Origin of the sequence: Halococcus salifodinae DSM 8989 (genome assembly GCF_000336935.1) — an archaeon.
Lineage (GTDB): Archaea > Halobacteriota > Halobacteria > Halobacteriales > Halococcaceae > Halococcus > Halococcus salifodinae.
The window spans coordinates 151,518-167,979 of record NZ_AOME01000015.1 but is presented as its reverse complement, the minus strand read 5'-3'; the positions used below and the strand labels follow the sequence as shown (position 1 = coordinate 167,979).

21 protein-coding genes and 1 pseudogene are annotated in these 16,462 nt (G+C 66.5%); 17 read left to right on the top strand and 5 right to left on the bottom strand.

Annotated features, from left to right (window positions below; genetic code table 11):
* The first annotated feature begins 76 nt into the window (after positions 1–76).
* Positions 77–853 carry a sulfite exporter TauE/SafE family protein gene (locus C450_RS03835; RefSeq protein ID WP_005040221.1) on the top strand — a complete coding sequence of 259 codons (777 nt, stop codon included), beginning with the start codon at positions 77–79 and terminating at the stop codon, positions 851–853.
* 39 nt (positions 854–892) lie between these two features.
* On the opposite strand, the gene C450_RS03830 is transcribed toward C450_RS03835, so the two are convergent.
* Positions 893–1,576, bottom strand: coding sequence for a haloacid dehalogenase type II (locus C450_RS03830; RefSeq protein ID WP_005040218.1), 684 nt, complete (start codon positions 1,574–1,576; stop codon positions 893–895).
* 158 nt (positions 1,577–1,734) lie between these two features.
* On the opposite strand from C450_RS03830, the gene C450_RS03825 reads away from it, so the two are divergent.
* Positions 1,735–2,964 carry a translation initiation factor IF-2 subunit gamma gene (locus tag C450_RS03825; protein ID WP_005040215.1) on the top strand — a complete coding sequence of 410 codons (1,230 nt, stop codon included), beginning with the start codon at positions 1,735–1,737 and terminating at the stop codon, positions 2,962–2,964.
* A gap of 14 nt (positions 2,965–2,978) precedes the next feature.
* The gene (locus tag C450_RS03820) at positions 2,979–3,347 is read left to right on the top strand and encodes a twitching motility protein PilT (RefSeq protein ID WP_193790499.1); all 369 of its coding nucleotides are present in this window, start codon (positions 2,979–2,981) and stop codon (positions 3,345–3,347) included.
* A 48-nt stretch (positions 3,348–3,395) separates the two neighbouring features.
* Here the strand turns inward: C450_RS03820 and C450_RS03815 are convergent, their stop codons facing one another.
* Positions 3,396–4,670: an RNA-guided endonuclease InsQ/TnpB family protein gene (locus tag C450_RS03815; RefSeq protein WP_005040210.1), complete on the bottom strand. Its 1,275-nt coding sequence runs from the start codon at positions 4,668–4,670 to the stop codon at positions 3,396–3,398.
* 262 nt (positions 4,671–4,932) lie between these two features.
* On the opposite strand from C450_RS03815, the gene C450_RS03810 reads away from it, so the two are divergent.
* From C450_RS03810 to C450_RS03755, 12 genes are all read left to right on the top strand, one after another.
* Positions 4,933–5,505 carry a DNA-directed RNA polymerase gene (locus C450_RS03810; protein WP_005040208.1) on the top strand — a complete coding sequence of 191 codons (573 nt, stop codon included), beginning with the start codon at positions 4,933–4,935 and terminating at the stop codon, positions 5,503–5,505.
* Between the two features lie 2 nt (positions 5,506–5,507).
* Complete coding sequence (gene spt4 / locus C450_RS03805) at positions 5,508–5,705, top strand: transcription elongation factor subunit Spt4 (RefSeq protein ID WP_049909811.1); 198 nt, start codon at positions 5,508–5,510, stop codon at positions 5,703–5,705.
* A gap of 1 nt (position 5,706) precedes the next feature.
* Positions 5,707–6,333, top strand: coding sequence for a GTP-dependent dephospho-CoA kinase family protein (locus C450_RS03800; RefSeq protein WP_005040200.1), 627 nt, complete (start codon positions 5,707–5,709; stop codon positions 6,331–6,333).
* Between the two features lie 80 nt (positions 6,334–6,413).
* Complete coding sequence (locus C450_RS03795; RefSeq protein WP_005040198.1) at positions 6,414–6,884, top strand: hypothetical protein; 471 nt, start codon at positions 6,414–6,416, stop codon at positions 6,882–6,884.
* Between the two features lie 74 nt (positions 6,885–6,958).
* A complete protein-coding gene (locus tag C450_RS03790; RefSeq protein ID WP_005040196.1) occupies positions 6,959–7,942 on the top strand; it encodes an aldo/keto reductase in 984 nt (327 codons plus the stop codon).
* Positions 7,943–8,029: 87 nt separating this feature from the next.
* Positions 8,030–8,353, top strand: a complete 324-nt coding sequence (locus C450_RS03785) for a 30S ribosomal protein S24e (RefSeq protein WP_005040194.1) — start codon at positions 8,030–8,032, stop codon at positions 8,351–8,353.
* Entirely contained in the window at positions 8,354–8,488 is a 135-nt protein-coding gene (locus C450_RS03780; protein WP_005040192.1) for a 30S ribosomal protein S27ae, read from the top strand.
* A gap of 26 nt (positions 8,489–8,514) precedes the next feature.
* A complete protein-coding gene (locus tag C450_RS03775) occupies positions 8,515–10,221 on the top strand; it encodes a bifunctional N(6)-L-threonylcarbamoyladenine synthase/serine/threonine protein kinase (RefSeq protein WP_005040190.1) in 1,707 nt (568 codons plus the stop codon).
* A gap of 32 nt (positions 10,222–10,253) precedes the next feature.
* Positions 10,254–10,532 carry a DUF5808 domain-containing protein gene (locus C450_RS03770; RefSeq protein WP_005040188.1) on the top strand — a complete coding sequence of 93 codons (279 nt, stop codon included), beginning with the start codon at positions 10,254–10,256 and terminating at the stop codon, positions 10,530–10,532.
* Positions 10,533–10,570: 38 nt separating this feature from the next.
* A complete protein-coding gene (locus C450_RS03765; RefSeq protein WP_005040186.1) occupies positions 10,571–11,221 on the top strand; it encodes a non-canonical purine NTP pyrophosphatase in 651 nt (216 codons plus the stop codon).
* Between the two features lie 458 nt (positions 11,222–11,679).
* A complete protein-coding gene (locus tag C450_RS03760) occupies positions 11,680–12,138 on the top strand; it encodes a GNAT family N-acetyltransferase (RefSeq protein WP_005040185.1) in 459 nt (152 codons plus the stop codon).
* Between the two features lie 81 nt (positions 12,139–12,219).
* The gene (locus C450_RS03755) at positions 12,220–12,414 is read left to right on the top strand and encodes a hypothetical protein (protein ID WP_005040183.1); all 195 of its coding nucleotides are present in this window, start codon (positions 12,220–12,222) and stop codon (positions 12,412–12,414) included.
* A 2-nt stretch (positions 12,415–12,416) separates the two neighbouring features.
* Here C450_RS03755 and C450_RS03750 read toward each other — a convergent pair whose 3' ends face one another.
* Together C450_RS03750 and C450_RS03745 are read right to left on the bottom strand one after the other, a co-directional pair.
* Complete coding sequence (locus tag C450_RS03750; protein ID WP_005040181.1) at positions 12,417–12,887, bottom strand: DUF7384 family protein; 471 nt, start codon at positions 12,885–12,887, stop codon at positions 12,417–12,419.
* A gap of 149 nt (positions 12,888–13,036) precedes the next feature.
* Positions 13,037–13,675: an SWIM zinc finger family protein gene (locus C450_RS03745; RefSeq protein WP_005040178.1), complete on the bottom strand. Its 639-nt coding sequence runs from the start codon at positions 13,673–13,675 to the stop codon at positions 13,037–13,039.
* A 128-nt stretch (positions 13,676–13,803) separates the two neighbouring features.
* Here C450_RS03745 and C450_RS03740 point away from each other — a divergent pair, with 128 nt between their 5' ends.
* Positions 13,804–13,992: a DUF7472 family protein gene (locus C450_RS03740; RefSeq protein WP_005040176.1), complete on the top strand. Its 189-nt coding sequence runs from the start codon at positions 13,804–13,806 to the stop codon at positions 13,990–13,992.
* 44 nt (positions 13,993–14,036) lie between these two features.
* Here the strand turns inward: C450_RS03740 and C450_RS03735 are convergent.
* Positions 14,037–15,227, bottom strand: a pseudogene (locus C450_RS03735) (DNA primase regulatory subunit PriL).
* 201 nt (positions 15,228–15,428) lie between these two features.
* Here C450_RS03735 and C450_RS03730 point away from each other — a divergent pair.
* On the top strand, positions 15,429–16,064 hold the full coding sequence (locus C450_RS03730; protein ID WP_005040174.1) for a protein sorting system archaetidylserine decarboxylase: 636 nt from the start codon (positions 15,429–15,431) through the stop codon (positions 16,062–16,064).
* Positions 16,065–16,462 lie beyond the last annotated feature (398 nt).

Genomic DNA, 16,462 nt, shown 5'->3' with positions numbered 1-16,462 from the left:
GCTTCGGGGTTCTCGACTACCACTCCGTGACGAGTACGAACGTCCGTGCCGGCGGTCGAACCCAGATGGGGATAGGATGATCGACCCCGCGCTGCCGTTCGGGGTGGCGGCCGCGCTGGTCGGGATCGCCTTCGTCTCCGGCATCGGAATCACCACGATCGGTCCCGGCGGCATCTTCGTCACCATCGCGCTGTACGCGCTCACGCCGGTGGGTTCGGACGTCATCGCCGGCACCGTACAAGTGGCGTTCATCGCCACCGGGCTGCTCGGTACGGTCGCGTACGTCCGCTCGGGCGAGCTGTCCGGCGAGAACCTGCGGCTGACCGGGTTGCTCTGCGGCGGGAGCGTCGGCGGTGCGCTGTTCGGTGCGTGGCTGAACGGGTTCGTCTCGCGCGACCTGTTCGGCCTGCTGCTCGGCGCGCTCGCCGGCACGGCAGGGCTGCTCATCATCTACCGCGAGCACCGGGATCTCGGCACGATGCGATCGATCGATCCCGAGACAGCGCGGGGGTCGATCGGCTACGCCGTGCTCGGGTTCGCCCTCGGCACGTTCAGCGGCCTGCTCGGCGTCGGCGGACCGGTCATCGCGGTGCCGGCGCTCGTCGTGCTCGGCGTCCCGATGCTGTTCGCGGTCGCGGTCGCGCAGGCCCAGGCCGTGGTCATCGCCACCTTCGCCGCGCTCGGCTATCTCGTCCAGGGCGCGGTGTCGTTCGGACTCGTCGCGCTCATCGGCGTCCCGCTGCTCGCCGGCGTCGCCGTCGGGTGGCGCGTCGCACACCGGGTCGATCCCGCCCGGCTGAAGGTGGCGCTCGGCGGCGTACTCCTCGTCGTCGCGCCGTATCTCGCGCTGTGACCGAGCCGCTCGGTGAGCCCCTCGGAACGAGCTTCGACCTCAAACTCCGAGTTCGTCGGCGAGATCGTGGAACGTCTCGATCGTGCAGTCCGGGTCGCCGTCGAAGGAGTCCCATGGCGATCCCTTCCGATCGACCCAGACACCCTGCATCCCGGCGTGCATCGCGCCCTGAACGTCGAACCAGCCGGCCGAGACGTGGGCGATCTCGTCGATCGGCGTCCCGGTTCTCCCGGCGGCGTGGCGGTAGATTTCGGAATCGGGTTTGAACGTCCGGATCTCGTCGGCGCTGATGGTGTCTTCAAGGAGGTCGCCGATCTCGGCCCCCTCGACCATCGAGTCGAGCATTGCGGGGTTGCCGTTCGAAACCACGTAGCAGTCGTAGCCACCCTCTCTGAGGCGTTCGATCCCGTCGCGCACGTCATCGAACACATCGAGGTCGTGGTAGGTTTCGAGGATCGCCTCGCGTTCCTCCTCAGTGAGATCGACGCCGTGGGCGGCGAGGGAATGTTCGAGGGCGTCGCGGTTCATGGCGTAAAACGGCTGGTAGGCGTCGGTCTGGTTGGCGACGAACGTGTATTCGAGCGAGCGCGCGCGCCAGAGTCGCGAGACAGGTTCGGGATCGTCGACGTGGGCGGCGAGGGCGGCCTCCACCGCGTCGACGTCGACGATGGTGCTGTACGAGTCGAAGGTGATGGTCGAGACTCGGTCTGGATCGAAGGCCATACTCGGGGATGCGGCCGATCGGTCTTCAACCCTCCCCGAGCGTGCACCGAGTGTGGGGTTCCGGTGGTCGAGATGGCGATCGAGCCGGATTCGACTGGGGATCGTCCGCGGAACAGCAGGCTTATGAACGGTTCGGGGCTAATGGACCGTATTACTACATGACACGGAACGACCGACACCCGGAGGTGAACATCGGCCTGGTGGGCCACGTCGACCACGGCAAGACGACGCTGGTCGAGGCGCTGAGTGGCTCGTGGACCGACCAGCACTCCGAGGAGATGAAGCGCGGGATCTCGATTCGGCTCGGCTACGCCGACGCCACCTTCCGGCGGTGTCCGGACGTGGACGCCCCCGAGTGTTACACCGTCGACGAGACCTGTCCCGACGGCTCCGAAAGCGAACCTCTTCGTACTGTTTCGTTCGTCGACGCGCCAGGCCACGAGACGCTGATGGCGACCATGCTCTCGGGCGCGTCGCTGATGGACGGTGCGGTGCTCGTGGTGAGCGCGACCGAGACCGTGCCCCAAGCACAGACCGAGGAGCACCTGATGGCGCTCGACTCGATCGGGATCGAGAACGTCGTGATCGCCCAGAACAAGATCGATCTCGTCGATAGTGACCGCGCGCGCCAGAACTACGAGGAGATCGCATCGTTCGTCGAGGGAACGGTCGCGGAGGACGCGCCGGTCGTTCCGATCAGCGCGGGCCAGGAAGCCAACCTCGATCTCCTGATCGAGGCGATCGAAGAGGAAATTCCCACACCGGAACGCGATCCTGGGGCCGACCCCCGGCTGCACGTCGCCCGGAGCTTCGACATCAACAAGCCAGGCACGCGCGCCAACGAGCTGCTCGGGGGCGTGCTCGGCGGCAGCCTCGTTGCGGGCGAACTCGACGTGGACGACGAGATCGAGCTCCGGCCGGGCCGCGAGGTCGAACACGGCGGCGAGGCCGAGTGGCAGCCGATCACCACCGACGTCCGCTCGCTCCAGGCCGGCGGCGAGTCCGCCGACACCGTGACGCCTGGCGGGCTGCTCGGCGTCGGGACGGGGCTCGATCCGAGCCTCACCAAGAGCGACGGGCTCGCGGGCCAGATCGCCGGGCCGCCGGGGTCGCTCCCGCCGACTCGCGAGAGGTTCACGATGGACGTCGAACTCCTCGACCGGATCGTCGGCGAGGGCGACGCAATCGAGCCGATCTCGACGGGCGAACCGTTGATGCTCACGGTGGGGACGGCGACGACTGTGGGGTCGGTGACGAGCGCGCGCGACGACGAGTGTGAGGTCCAGCTGAAGCGGCCGGTGTGTGCGGCCAACGGGACTCAGATCGCGATCAACCGCCGGGTCGGCACGCGGTGGCGGCTGATCGGCATCGGCACGCTTAGGGGATGAACCCGAAGGTACTCATGGACGCGAACGGGCTGATGATGCCGGTCGAATCCAACGTGCGAGTGTTCGAGGAGCTCGATCGCGTGCTCGGCCCCCACGACCGGCTCGTGCCGCGCGCGGTCCTCGACGAACTCGACGGGCTCGCGGGCGGGCGCGGTGCGGCGGGGGTCGCGGCGAGCGTCGGGGCCGATCTCGCGCGCGATCGCTGCCGGACGATCGATCACGAGGCCGCGGATGCGGACGATGCGTGTGTGGAACTCGCGGAAGGACGAGCCTGCGATCTGGTGTTGACGAACGACCGCCCGCTGCGCGACCGAATACTCGACATCGGCGTGCCGGTCGTCGGGCTGCGGGGGACGGATACGCTTGCGATCACGGAGCCTTGACATCCTCCCACGCCTGAAGGCATGGGAATCCCGACCGCCGTTGGGATATTAAGATTCGCAGCGCGCCCGCTCTTGTGGAAGGAACTGACCATCCGTCGCATCGAACGAACATACTGCTGGCTGTGCCAAACAGCCGTTATCCCTATCTAGACGGTCAAATGCGTCCGGATTCGGGAGTAGCGTTTGTCTGATGTTCTCCGCACCGTTCGCGTCAGCGTTCGCTGTCCGACCACACTGCTGGCAGTGGTACAGCCCGCGTTCGACACGCTGGTTGCCGTTCTTGTAACTGCATACCGAGCAGGTTTTCGATGTGTCTCGTTCGGAGTCCACGACCACATCGATACCGGCGGCTTCGCCCTTGTATGCGAGCATCGTCGTGAGCAGGTCGAAGCCCCACCCGTGGAGGCGCTTGTTCCCGTGACGGCCCCAGTCCCGGCCGGAGCCGTCGTCTTCGGAACGGATACCGCCGAGGTCGCCGATCATGAGTCGACCGACGTTACGCTCAACGCATTCGGCGACGATGCGTTTTGAGAGGACGTGATGGAAGTGACGGCGTCGGTCCTTGAGCGTGCGCTTCGCGTTTCGAGCACGGTGTGAAAGACCGTTCTCGCCTTCGCATCCGTACTCGACGCGCTTGTAGTAGTGCTTGGACTCTTTGAGCCATCCGCCGGGGAACAGCAACGTTTCATCACCGAACGACACGGCAGCGATGTTGCTGATTCCGAGGTCCACGCCTGCCGTGCGGTCGCCCGGCGCGTCGGGATCAATCGTCGTTCGGCAGACGAACTGAAGCCGCCACTCGCCGCGCTTGTGGACGACCCGAACCTGCTGGATGTCCCACTCGGTTAGATCCACGTCCGGGCGCGTTTCGTACTCGCAAAGCACGAAGTCCGAGCGGTGTTCTTTGAGGTTGCGGCCTTTCGAGAGGCGAACGCGCTGGTACTGTGCGTCGTGTTTGAAGCCAGCCGCTTTGAACGACACCGTGGAGCGTGGGTGCGAATCGCCGCGTTTGCGGTAGCCGGGCGGTCGGGCATGACTATCGCCGTTCCGACGCTTTGTGAACCAGCCGTTGAACGCTTCAGCGAGTTCTTCGAGAACGCGCTGACTGGACTGAGAATGAAGATCCGTGTAGCGTTCGTGGCTCTTGAGTTCGCGTTTGAGTTCCCCGTCATCGGGAATCTCGCCCGTTTCGTCCCACACACCCTGTGCGTAGTAGCGACCGACGTTCCAGAGCTTCGACGCGGCGTGCCCGAGTTTGTCGAGGTCGTCACGAACCTGTTGGTGGTTCGGAACGGACGCCTCGAATGTTCGGACGGTTCGCATCGAAATATGTCTCCAAACCTGGTTAGAAGGTCTATTAGTATAAATATATCGTACTGTCGCTAACGAATAATACCCGATCAGCCTCTCACGGAGCCGCTATGGTTCCCGGAATGGGAGCAGCGGGGGAGTCCAGCCGGGCTTGAAACGATAGCCATTTCAGAGGTCGGGACCATACTCCGGTATCCTAATGCAGCAAAGTCCGATAGTTGATGTGAAATCTGCCCGAGAAGCAGGAAGAGTCTATTAGTAGAAACCGAACTCCATGTACAAACGAGTCGAACTCACGGACACGATCGAGGTACCGCCACCCCTGCTCGGCGACGTTTCGCCGGCGCTGGTGAAACAACTGCTTCAGGACAAGCTCGAAGGCCGGCTCGACGAGGACGTGGGCAGCGTCGTCAGCGTGATCGACGTCCAGGACATCGGCGACGGCCGCGTGCTGCCGGGCCGGCGCGGCCACGAGGGCTCGGTCTACTACGAGGCGACGTTCGACGCGGTCACGTTCGACCCCCAGATGCAGGAGGTCGTCGACGGCGAGGTCGTCGAGATCGTGAACTTCGGGGCGTTCGTCGGGATCGGCCCCATCGACGGCCTGCTCCACGTCTCCCAGATCAGCGACGAGTACCTCGCCTTCGACGAGGAGAACCAGCAGCTCGCTTCCCGAGAGTCGGACCAAACCTTGGGGGTGGGCGACGCGGTCCGCGCCCGGATCGTGACCAAGAGCATCGACGAGCGCAACCCGCGCGACTCGAAGATCGGGCTGACCGCGAAGCAGGTCGGACTGGGCAAACACGGCTGGCTCCGCGAGAAGCGCGCACCCGCGGCGGGTGAGTGAGTATGTCCGACAGACGCGTATGCCGCGAGTGCCACCGGGTGCTCGACTCGCCCGACCAGCAGACCTGTCCCGCGTGTGGCTCGTCGAGTCTCACCGAGGACTGGGCGGGCTACGTGGTGATCACCCACCCCGAGACCAGCCAGATCGCAGAAGAGATGCAGGTCACCGAACCGGGCCGCTACGCACTGAAGGTCCGGTAACGTGCCGGCGGACGGCGACGACGGAACCGACGACCCACTGGATTCGAGCGACAAGCGTGACGACCCGGAGCCCGCAGCGGACGACATCGTTCTCACGCTGCCCGACGAGCTACGCGCGGCGTTCAAGGACCCGATGGGCCCCGTCTACACCGATTCGGACCGGCTGCGCGGAGAGCTCGGCACGCCGGTCGTGGCGGTCGGCGACGTCGTCACCCGCCACCTCACCGACGCGGGCGCACGCCCCGATCTCGCGGTCGTCGACTGGGTGACCGAGCGCGAAACGCTCCCGGCGGCCGAGCGGCCCGAGATCGAGGGCTACGACATCCGGGTCGACGTGACGAACCCTGCAGCGGTGCTCACCGGCGACCTCCTGACTGCGCTCCGAGAAGGCGTCGAACGTGACGGAACCACCGTGATCGTGGTCGACGGCGAGGAGGATCTGGTCACGCTTCCGGCGCTCGTGGCGGCTCCGACGGGCGCGAGCGTGGTCTACGGCCAGCCTGGTGAAGGGATGGTCCACGTCCCGGTCGACGACGCGTCGAGCGAGCGGGCACGTGACCTGCTCGCACAGATGGACGGCGATCACGACCAGGTGTGGAACGCGCTCGGCGTCGAGTCGGGCGACTGAGCGGCGAGCGGTCGTTCGGTAGTGGATCGTGATCTGTCGTCGGTAGAACAATTATACCATCCGTTCGAGTGTGTTTAGCTATGGCCAACACTCGTGTGGGGCCGTTCGCCCGCGACGCCGTGATCGGGACCGCGGTCATCGTCGGTCTGTACGGGTTGGCCTTCGGTGTTCAGTTCCCGCCGGTTCAGATTCCGGGCTATCTCATCATCGTGGGGTTCGACATGCTCGAAGGGGTTCTCGGACCCGTACAGTCGAACTTCGATCTGGTGTTCGGGCTGTATCTCGTCGGGCTCGGGCTGGTGGGAGCAGCCGTCGTCACCGGTGTTCGGGAGACGACGGGCGACCGCGGGCGTCCCGCGTGGCAGTCGGGCGTGGCCGGTGCGCTCGCCGTGGTCGGCGTCCTGTCGCTCGTGTTCGCGCTGTTCGTCCTCTTCGGCTCCACCCAGTTGGACCCCGTTCTCATCACCGGCGCAGTGGGGCTGGTCTTCCTCGCGCTCGCGGCCTGGCTCGTCGGAGTGTTCGGCGAGATTACGGCCTCAGCCCCGAAGTGAGGACGGCACACTGGGTTTCGTGGTGACGGAAACGACCGACACATCTACACCCGCCACGGCCGGATCGGGGATCGATGGACGAACGAGAGCTCGGTTCGATGGGGTACGGCGTTTCCGAAGTGGGGCTCGGCACGTGGAACGTCGGCGGCGACTGGGGCGACGTCTCCGAGGACGAGGGCCGCGCCGCGATCGACGCGGCGATCGACGAGGGCGTGACGTTCGTCGACACCGCCGACGTCTACGGCGACGGCCGGAGCGAGCGCCTCATTCGTGAAGTGCTCGATGACCGACCCGAGGACCCGATCGTGGCGACGAAGGCGGGCCGCCGGCTCGATCCCCACGAGGCCGCGAGCTACACCGAGGACAACCTTCGAGAATTCGTGGATCGCAGCCGTGAGAACCTCGGGGTCGACACGCTCGATCTCCTCCAGCTCCACTGCCCGCCGACCGACGCGTACTATCGGCCGGCGACGTTCGAGGCGCTCGACACGCTCGCCGACGAGGACCGGATCGCGGGCTACGGCGTCAGCGTCGAACGAGTCGAGGAGGGGCTGAAGGCGATCGAGTACCCCGGCGTCGAGACGATCCAGGTCATCTGCAACCCGTTCCGCCAGCGCCCGGTCGAGCGGCTGTTCGACGCGGCCGACCGGGCGGACGTGGGGATCATCGTGCGCGTGCCGCTGGCCTCGGGACTCTTGACCGGAACCATCGACGCCGACGACGAGTTCCCCGCAAACGACCACCGGAACTTCAACCGTGACGGCGAGGCGTTCGACGTCGGCGAGACGTTCGCGGGCGTCCCGCTCGAACCGGGCGTCGCGGCCGTCGAGGAACTCCGGCGGATAGTACCAGAAGAGCGGACGCTGGCGCAGTTCGCGCTCCGGTGGATCCTCGATTTCGATGCAGTCTCGACGGTGATCCCCGGCTCGACCGCACCGGACCACATCGCGGAGAACGTCGCGGCCGCCGCGGCCGACCCGCTGAGCCACGAATGCCACGGCGCAGTCCGGGATGTCTACGAGGAACGAATCGCGCCACACGTCCACCAGCGGTGGTGAAGGGGCGATTGAGGGGACTTCTGAAAGCGCGAACGGCTGCGAGCGGCTTCGAAATCCTTTTTGCTGCTTCCGGGTGAGGTAGCCGTAATGGACATCGAAATCGCCGCCGAGGAGGAGAACCCCATGCTCCACCGGACGGACGTCCGCTTCGAGGTCAGCCACGACGAAGCCACGCCGTCGCGGCTCTCGGTCCGGGACAGTCTCGCCGCGATGCTCAACAAGGACGCCGGCGAGGTCGTGATCCACGAACTCGACACCAAGTTCGGGCTCCGGAAGACGCTCGGCTACGCGAAGGTGTACGAGTCGACCGAGGCTGCCCACGACGTCGAGCAGGAGTACATGCTCGAACGCAACAAGATCTCGGGCGAGGACGGCGACGACGAGGCCGACGTGGAAGCGGGTGAGGCCTGAATGACGCGCTACGAGATCTACAACGACGACGGCACGACCGAGCGCGAGCAGTGTCCCCGGTGTGGCGACGCGTTCCTCGGCTCGCACGGCGACCGGCTCCACTGCGGTCGGTGTGACTACACCGAGTGGGACTGACGCCGGCTGAGTGAACGAGGGACACGATGCGCGTGCTCGGCATCGAGGGCACCGCGTGGGCCGCGAGCGCGGCGTGCTACGACACCGCGACCGACGAGGTGTCGATCGAGACTGACGCCTACCTCCCGGAGAGCGGCGGTATTCACCCGCGCGAGGCCGCCGAGCACATGCGCGAGGCGATTCCCGACGTGGTCGAGACGGCGCTCGACGAACAGGGAAAACCGATCGACGCGGTCGCGTTCTCGCGGGGGCCCGGGCTCGGTCCGTGTCTCCGGATCGCCGGGACGGCCGCTCGCGCGCTCGCCGGCTCGCTCGACGTACCGCTCGTTGGCGTGAACCACATGCTCGCTCACGCCGAGATCGGGCGACACCGATCGGGGTTCGATTCTCCCGTGTGTCTGAACGCGAGCGGCGCGAACGCCCACGTCCTCGGCTACACCAACGGGCGCTACCGGATCCTCGGCGAGACCACCGATACGGGGGTTGGCAACGCGCTCGATAAATTCACCCGCCACGTCGGCTGGTCCCATCCCGGCGGACCGAAGATCGAGCGCGCGGCGGCCGAGGGCGAGTACGTCGATCTCCCCTACGTCGTCACCGGGATGGATTTCTCCTTCTCGGGGATCATGAGCGCAGCCAAGGCGGCCGTCGATGAGGGAACCCCCGTCGAAGACGTCTGTTTCTCGCTCCAAGAGACCGTGTTCGGGATGCTGACCGAGGTCGCCGAACGCGCGCTCTCGCTGACGCGCTCGTCCGAACTCGTCCTCGGTGGAGGGGTCGGCCAGAACGCGCGACTCCGAGAGATGCTGACGGCGATGTGCGAGGCGCGCGGTGCGGAGTTCTTCGCGCCCGAAGCACGCTTTCTCCAGGACAACGCCGGGATGATCGCGGTGCTCGGCGCGAAGATGGCTGCCGCGGGCGACACCATCGCGATCGCCGACTCGCGAGTGGATTCGGGATTCAGACCCGACGAGGTTCCCGTGACGTGGCGCGAGGATCGCGGCGGACGCGGGGCCATCGAGGAGCGCCGGAACGACGCGGCGCGCGAGATAGGGAGCGCGGACGCGTACCAGGGTGCCGAGGCCACAGTCGAGATCGCGGGCGACCGCGTGGTGAAACGTCGCCATCCGAAAGCCTACCGTCATCCGGAGCTCGACGAACGGCTGCGTCGCGACCGGATCGTTCAGGAAGCGCGTCTCACGAGCGCAGCGCGGCGCGAAGGCGTGCCGACGCCGGTCGTTCACGATGTCGACACTCACGAAGCGGCGTTGACGCTGGAACACGTTGGCGAGTGTGATCTGCGTGAGATCGTCGAAGCCAGCGAGGACGACTCCGATGCAACTGCCGCAACCGCCGCGACCGCACGCGGCGAGCGGGCAGTACGGACGGTGGCCGGCCATCTCGCAACGCTTCACGCCGCCGGGTTCGTCCACGGCGATCCCACGACGCGGAACGTCCGGGTGAGCGATCCGTTGGCGTCTGGCGGCGGGGACGAAGGGGACCGCAATACGGATGAGGGGCTGACCTACCTGATCGACTTCGGACTCGGCTATCACACCGACAGCGTGGAGGACTACGCGATGGACTGTCACGTGTTCGAGCGGAGCCTCGACGGGACGGCGGCCGCGCCCGATCCGCTCCGGGCGGCCTTCGAGGAGGGCTACGGGGAGGTGGGGAGCCCCGACGTGCTCGATCGGCTCCGCGAGATCGAGGGTCGGGGCAGATACCAGTAAATCACTTAACGGGGGCGCGCGTATGCCGGAGTATGGCCGACAGACCATCGTCGGGCGAGATCTTCGGAATCCCGTACAACTTCGAGCGACCCAGCCTCGGGCGGATGCTTTCGGCGTACTGGCAGCCCGGCGAGGAGATGCTGGTCGAGAAGCCGTTCGGGGTCGGTTACACCCTGAACCTCGCCAACTGGCGGTCGTGGATCGCGCTCGCCGTCGTCGCCGCGCTGCTCGCCCAGGAGAGCCGGAGCGAGGACGAAGCGGACGAAGCAGACGAGGCCGACGAGGAGCCGGTCGAGGTCGTGGTCGACTGAACCGACGGCTACTTCTCCCCGAGCGCCCCCCATCGCACGTGCTCCGCTACGTCACCACCAACGAGGGGAAGGTCGCCGAGGCCCGCGAGTATCTCGACGACGTGTCGGCGCTCGAATTCGACTACACCGAGATCCAGAGCGACAGCCTCGCCGACATCGCTGCGCGGGGCGCGCGCGAGGCCCACGCCCACGCCGGCGAACCGGTGATCGTCGACGACGCCGGCCTGTTCGTGGATGCGCTCGGTGGGTTTCCGGGCCCGTACTCCTCGTACGTCGAGGACACGGTCGGGATCGAGGCCGTCGGGCGACTCGCCGAACGCGAGCGTGACGAAGGAGAGGACGATCGGGCGGCCTTCCGGTGTGTGATCGCGTACTGCGATGGCGAAGAGTTCACCGCCAGCCCCGACCCCGTCGATCGGGGCGACCGCGTGACTGCGGCCGCGACGGGCCCCGACGAGGGCGCAGACGACGGCAGCAGTTCGAGCGGCCCGCCGGTCAAACTGTTCGAGGGCGTGGTCCGCGGGCGGATCGTCGAACCGCGTGGCGACGGCGGGTTCGGCTACGATCCGATCTTCGAGCACGACGGCACGACGATGGCGGAGATGAGTACCGTGGAGAAAAACGCGATCTCGCATCGTGGGCGTGCGCTGGCGAAGTTCGGGGAGTGGTATCATGAACGAAGTGAATGATACCTCGTCGGACGAGTGAAGCGAGTCCGACGGTGTTTGCTGAGCGGTAGCGAAGCAAACCAGACGGGTCGCAGCGCGAGCGAAGCGAGCGACCGTCTTGGCGGTGGTTCGCCGAACGTCAGTGAGGCGAATCAGACACGTCGCAACGTTCGCCATATGCCATGCCAGAGAGATAACCGGATATTCGCGGATACCACACGAGACTCGACGACAGCAGTCAACATATCTGTGACGAATCACGACACAACTGAGAGACCGCAGCCACACGCCTCCCCAACCGATTCCTTCGTTCGCTCACTCCGTTCGCATCACTCAGTCATTCCTCGCGCGAGTCGCGCACTCCGTGCGCTCCCGCGTGCCACCGCCGCCACAAATAGACGGATCTCCGACGGAGAGGTACTCGACAGCTATCGCTGCACGATCGCGTGATACGAGTACGCTCAACCGGAAACCACGGTATGTACGTCCGTCCCGCGACCAGCGAGGACCGCGTCGCGCTACCCGCCCTCCACACCGCCGCCGTCGAGGCGTTCGGTCCCGATAGCTACGACGCCGACGAGGTCCGGGCGTGGGCGAAGGCCGACGATCGCTCGCCCGACGATTACAATGTCGCTGCCCCGAACGAACACTTCACCGTCGCGGTTCGTGACGGCGAGGTCGCGGGGTTCGGCCACCTCGTCCTCGATTTGGGCGAGATTCACGCGGTCTACGTTCATCCCGACCACGCGGGCCACGGCGTCGGGAGCGCACTACTTGCCGAGTTAGAGGGGTACGCCCGCGGACGGGGCTGTTCGACGCTCGTCCTCCAGTCGTCGCTGAACGCGGTCGGGTTCTACGAGCAGGCGGGCTACGAGCGAGTTTGCGAAGGCGAGAGTCCAGGCGGGTTGGCGGTCGTGGAGATGCGCAAGGAGCTGTGAGGAACGAAGTCGACTCCGCTGCGTCCATCTCGACGGTCGTGTTAGCGAGAATTTTATTGAACATCCGTGTCGTATGTAGGTATGGATCGCGCAACTGGGGTTGCCGCGACAACGGCCATCGTGTACGTGCTCGTCATGCTCGTCGTCGGGTTCTGGATCTTCTGGGGCGATCTCCTCCTTCTCGGTGCGATCGTCTTCATTACCGCCGTCCTCGCGCCACCGTGTTTTTTCGTCACCCGCCACACCGTGCGCACACAACAACCCGATCCGAGCTGACGCTATGCCCGCGGATCGCGGTCCGGGCCTGGATACTCGCCGTCGCCGACCACCGGCCACAGCCGCTCGGGATCGAACAGGCGGGCGAAGGCGGCGGGCGCTTTGACGCTGGTGGCGACGTGCGAGCGGATCTCGACGCCGACCGTGGCCCCCTGGAGGCGATCGTCGAACGAGAGGACGTGAGCGGCGTCGCCTGCGGCCGCCGACGCAATCGCAGGATGATCGTCCTCGGGATGGGTGACGCGCAGCCGGAGGGCGGCGAGCTTGTCGCGGTGGGCGGCGGCGAGGTCGGCGTCGGCGAGTGTCGCAACGATCGCCTCACAGTCGTCGAGCAGCGGGTCGCTGGCGACGAGATCGACCCACGAGTGGCTCCGGACGAGATCGAGCGCGTCGCGTGCGGGGCCACCGACGAGGAGGTCTGCCGCGAGCACGTCGGCGTCGGCGACCACCCGTGCCGGATTCGGCTCATCCATCCCGGCGCTCCGCGAGCGCGTCTTGGAGGGTGTCGAGCGTCACGTCGTGGTCGTTCGCACGATCGAACAACCCTTCCCACGAGTCGGTCATATGATGGCTCGCGGCGCGATCGGCAAAACGGCTCGGGCCCGTGGCTCGGACCGGCGACTCACCCGGTCGCGGTAGGTGAAGAGTCGCCAGCGCTCGCGGCCCGTGGCCGGCGGACGAGCCGCGAGCGGGGGAACGAGTACCGGCGCTCGCTACCGGGATAGACGGCTTCGACCACCGGCTCTGCGGGGTCGTACGCACGATTCGTCGGGTGGGCCGCGACGGTCGAGTCGGTGGCCGTGATCTCCACTTCGTCGGCCCGGTGATCGGTGGTTTCGACCACGGTGAGCAGATCGCCGGTCTCGCGGTCGCGGACCCGATCGCCGGACTCGAACCCGCAGGTGGGACAGAGCGGGAGTCGGACCGCGTCGGGAACGAACGTCTCATGGCCACAGGCGAGACAGTCAGCGGCGCGGAATCCGGGTGGTGGGACCCGTCCCTCGGTCACCTCGATCGCGACCCGACGGCGGTGTTTGCACCGCTCGCCACGGATCGAATGGTCGGGACACGAGCACCGGCTCTCGGGGAGCGAGACGATGTAGGTCGCACCGCTCTCGCTCTCGACGACGTACCGACCGCCGCCGAGCGATCCGACCGCCATGCGTTCGCGCCACGCGCGGGCTGCCCGATCGGCCATCGCGTCGAGATCGGGGGCGAGTGACTGCTTTCGTGACACGGGTGTGTTTCGAGTGTGTGTCATGGTTCTGTCGACGGCTCGTTCGCCGTTATCCGTTGTTCCGCCTACAAAGGAAATAGGGGTTGAAGCATCCTAAATCCGTCGCCCGTCGACTTCGACGCGCTTTTCTCGCGTCCGCCGAAAGTGGAGGTATGGAACGGGAGACGTTCGTCGAGGCTGCCGTCTCTACCACTGCGGTCGCGCTGTTTCTCGTGGCCATCGTGGCCGTCGGTCTGGTGTATCCGAACCTCGAGGGCGCGGGCGGGTTCGCGCTGGTCGGGAGTCTCGTCTTCTTCGTGGTGGTGATGGTGACGACTGGGTACTGGCTCTCGAGGCAGTAGAGTCGGTTCGATCGGCGTGGTCGACAGCAGCCACGGATCGCCGCTCAGGCGTCGGCTTCGGTCTCGCGCCAGTCGGCGATCTCCTCGTCGTCGGCGTCGTCGAGCGCGCCCTCGTAGTACGCCATCGGATGCGAGATCGTCTCGCAGCGGTCGTCCATGTTGACACAGTCGCCGTAGGACTGCATCGTGGCACACGACGGCGGCGAATATTCTGTTGGACTCGTCTCGCCACGGATGTGGTCGGTCTGGTATCTGGTGATGTCCTCGCCGAAGCCCGGGTTCACCGAGTAAAAGTCCACGATCTCGTCGGTCGTCATCCCGATCGAGGTCAGGAAGGCCGTGATCGCGAACCGCGAGTGGTGTTCTAAATGTTCGCCCTTCCGGACCGAATCGAGCAGCGCGCGCATACACCTGTCTCTTATACACATCNTATGGTCTGCCGGCCATACTCCGGCATACGCGCGCCCCCGTTAAGTGATTTACTGGTATCTGCCCCGACCCTCGATCTCGCGGGTGAGTTCGAGTTCGGAGAGCGTTTCGCGGATGCCGGCCTCGGCGTCGTCGAGGAGGTCGCCGACCGACTCGGGCACCGCGAGCGGGAGTCCATCGGTGATCCGGCGTTCGATCGCCTTTTCGAGGAGATCACCGAGTTCGGCGTGGGTGATCGGGACTCGGCCCTCGGCAAGCGGGCGGTTGACCAGCCGCCACTCGTCGCCCCACATGTCGGCAGCGAGACCGAGATACGCACCGACGTCGACCCGGTATGCGTCCTCGCTTCCGGTGCTTGTGTCACGACTGCCAGCCCTGGGTCCACCGTCCGCACCGCCAGCCTCGGCGTCGACGGCATGGACGTGGCGGGCGAGGTCGAATTCGGCGAGGAGTTCGGTCGTGGTTACGCGATCGTCGCGGGTGCTCTTGAGTTCAGTGCCGTCGGCAGCCGTCTCGAAGCGGTCGTGGGCGGCGCTGGCTTCGGCGCGGGCGTACTTTCTCGTCAGGACGTGCTCGTCGACCAGCGAGACGAGTACGCGTGCGAGCGGGTACGAGAGGAGTTCGACGCGCGTGCTCCGACGGGGATCACCGATCGATCCGTCGGTGAGGGCGCGCTCGACGCGTTCGGTGGCGCGTTCGACCACCCGCTCCTCGTCGCGGGCGATGGCGAGCAGGTCGACATCGGCGCGTTCGACCGCCTCGCGGGCCGCGTCGAGAAACGGGTAGCGGGCGTGGCGGCGTTCCATCCGTCGTCCATTGCGTGGCGCGTTCAATAAGTGCGGTGGTCGATGGGGTGGGGCCGTTGATGCGGTAGCGTTGCGGATGCGGGGGGATGGTCGATGCGGTAGCGTTGCGGATGCGGTGGGATGGTCGATGCGGTGGGATGGTTCGGCGGGGGCCCGCTCGGACCGGAAGACATTCCTTTCCCATGGAAATAACGAGTATCGATGCGGATCGCGTCCCACGCGTGGCGGTACGCCGCGCCGGCGTTCGTCCTCGCGCCAGTCGCGGGCCTGCTCTCGCCCATTGCGGGCGTGGCGGCGCTCGCGCTCGCCGGCCTCGTGCTCGTCTTCCATCGTGATCCCGAGCGGCAGGTGCCGTCGTCGGGGATCGTCGCGCCCGCCGACGGTCGAGTGTCGGTCGTGCGCCGGGAGGGCGAGCAGTTGCGCGTCGGGATCTACATGGGCGTGAGCGATGTCCACGTGAACCGCGCGCCGCTTGCGGGCACGGTCGAGGCGGTGACACACTCTCCAGGCGCAAACCGACCGGCGTTTTCGAAGGACTCCGACCGCAACGAGAACGTCGTGATCGACTGCGGCGCGTTCTCGATCGTCCAGATCGCCGGCGCGTTCGCGCGGCGAATCCATCCCGCGGTCGAACCGGGCGACGAGATCGCGCGCGGCGAGCGGATCGGTCACATCAGCTTCGGGAGCCGGGTCGACGTCGTGTTTCCCGAGGGGATCGAACGCGCGGACCTCGACGTACGGAAGGGCGAGCGCGTCGTCGCCGGCGAAACGGTGCTCGCCGAATACGAGGAAGCGATCGCCGAGCGGGGAGTGCAACGGCGCGCGTCCCGGGAGTAGGCGGGAGCGGTGCGGGCCTGGCGTCCTGCGTTCGCGGAGCGAACGCAGGGTTCAGGAGAGCTTGCTCTCCTGGCGGATGAAGGGCGAGGGCGTGAGCGAAGCGAACGCCCGAGGGCTTCTGCGGTGCGGACCTCGGTGGATCGAGGGCGAGCGACCAGCGGGAGCGAGGGCTCGGGCGGTACTGTGCGGTGGCGGCAAGCGCCAGCAGACCTACCGTGAACGAGCGCCGCAGGCGCGAGTGAACGGGTGTTTTTAGTCCACCGGAAGACTNCTGTGCGGTGGCGGCAAGCGCCAGCAGACCTACCGTGAACGAGCGCCGCAGGCGCGAGTGAACGGGTGTTTTTAGTCCACCGGAAGACTCGCTTTGCTCACGGCTCGTTCCTCGCCGTTCGCATTGA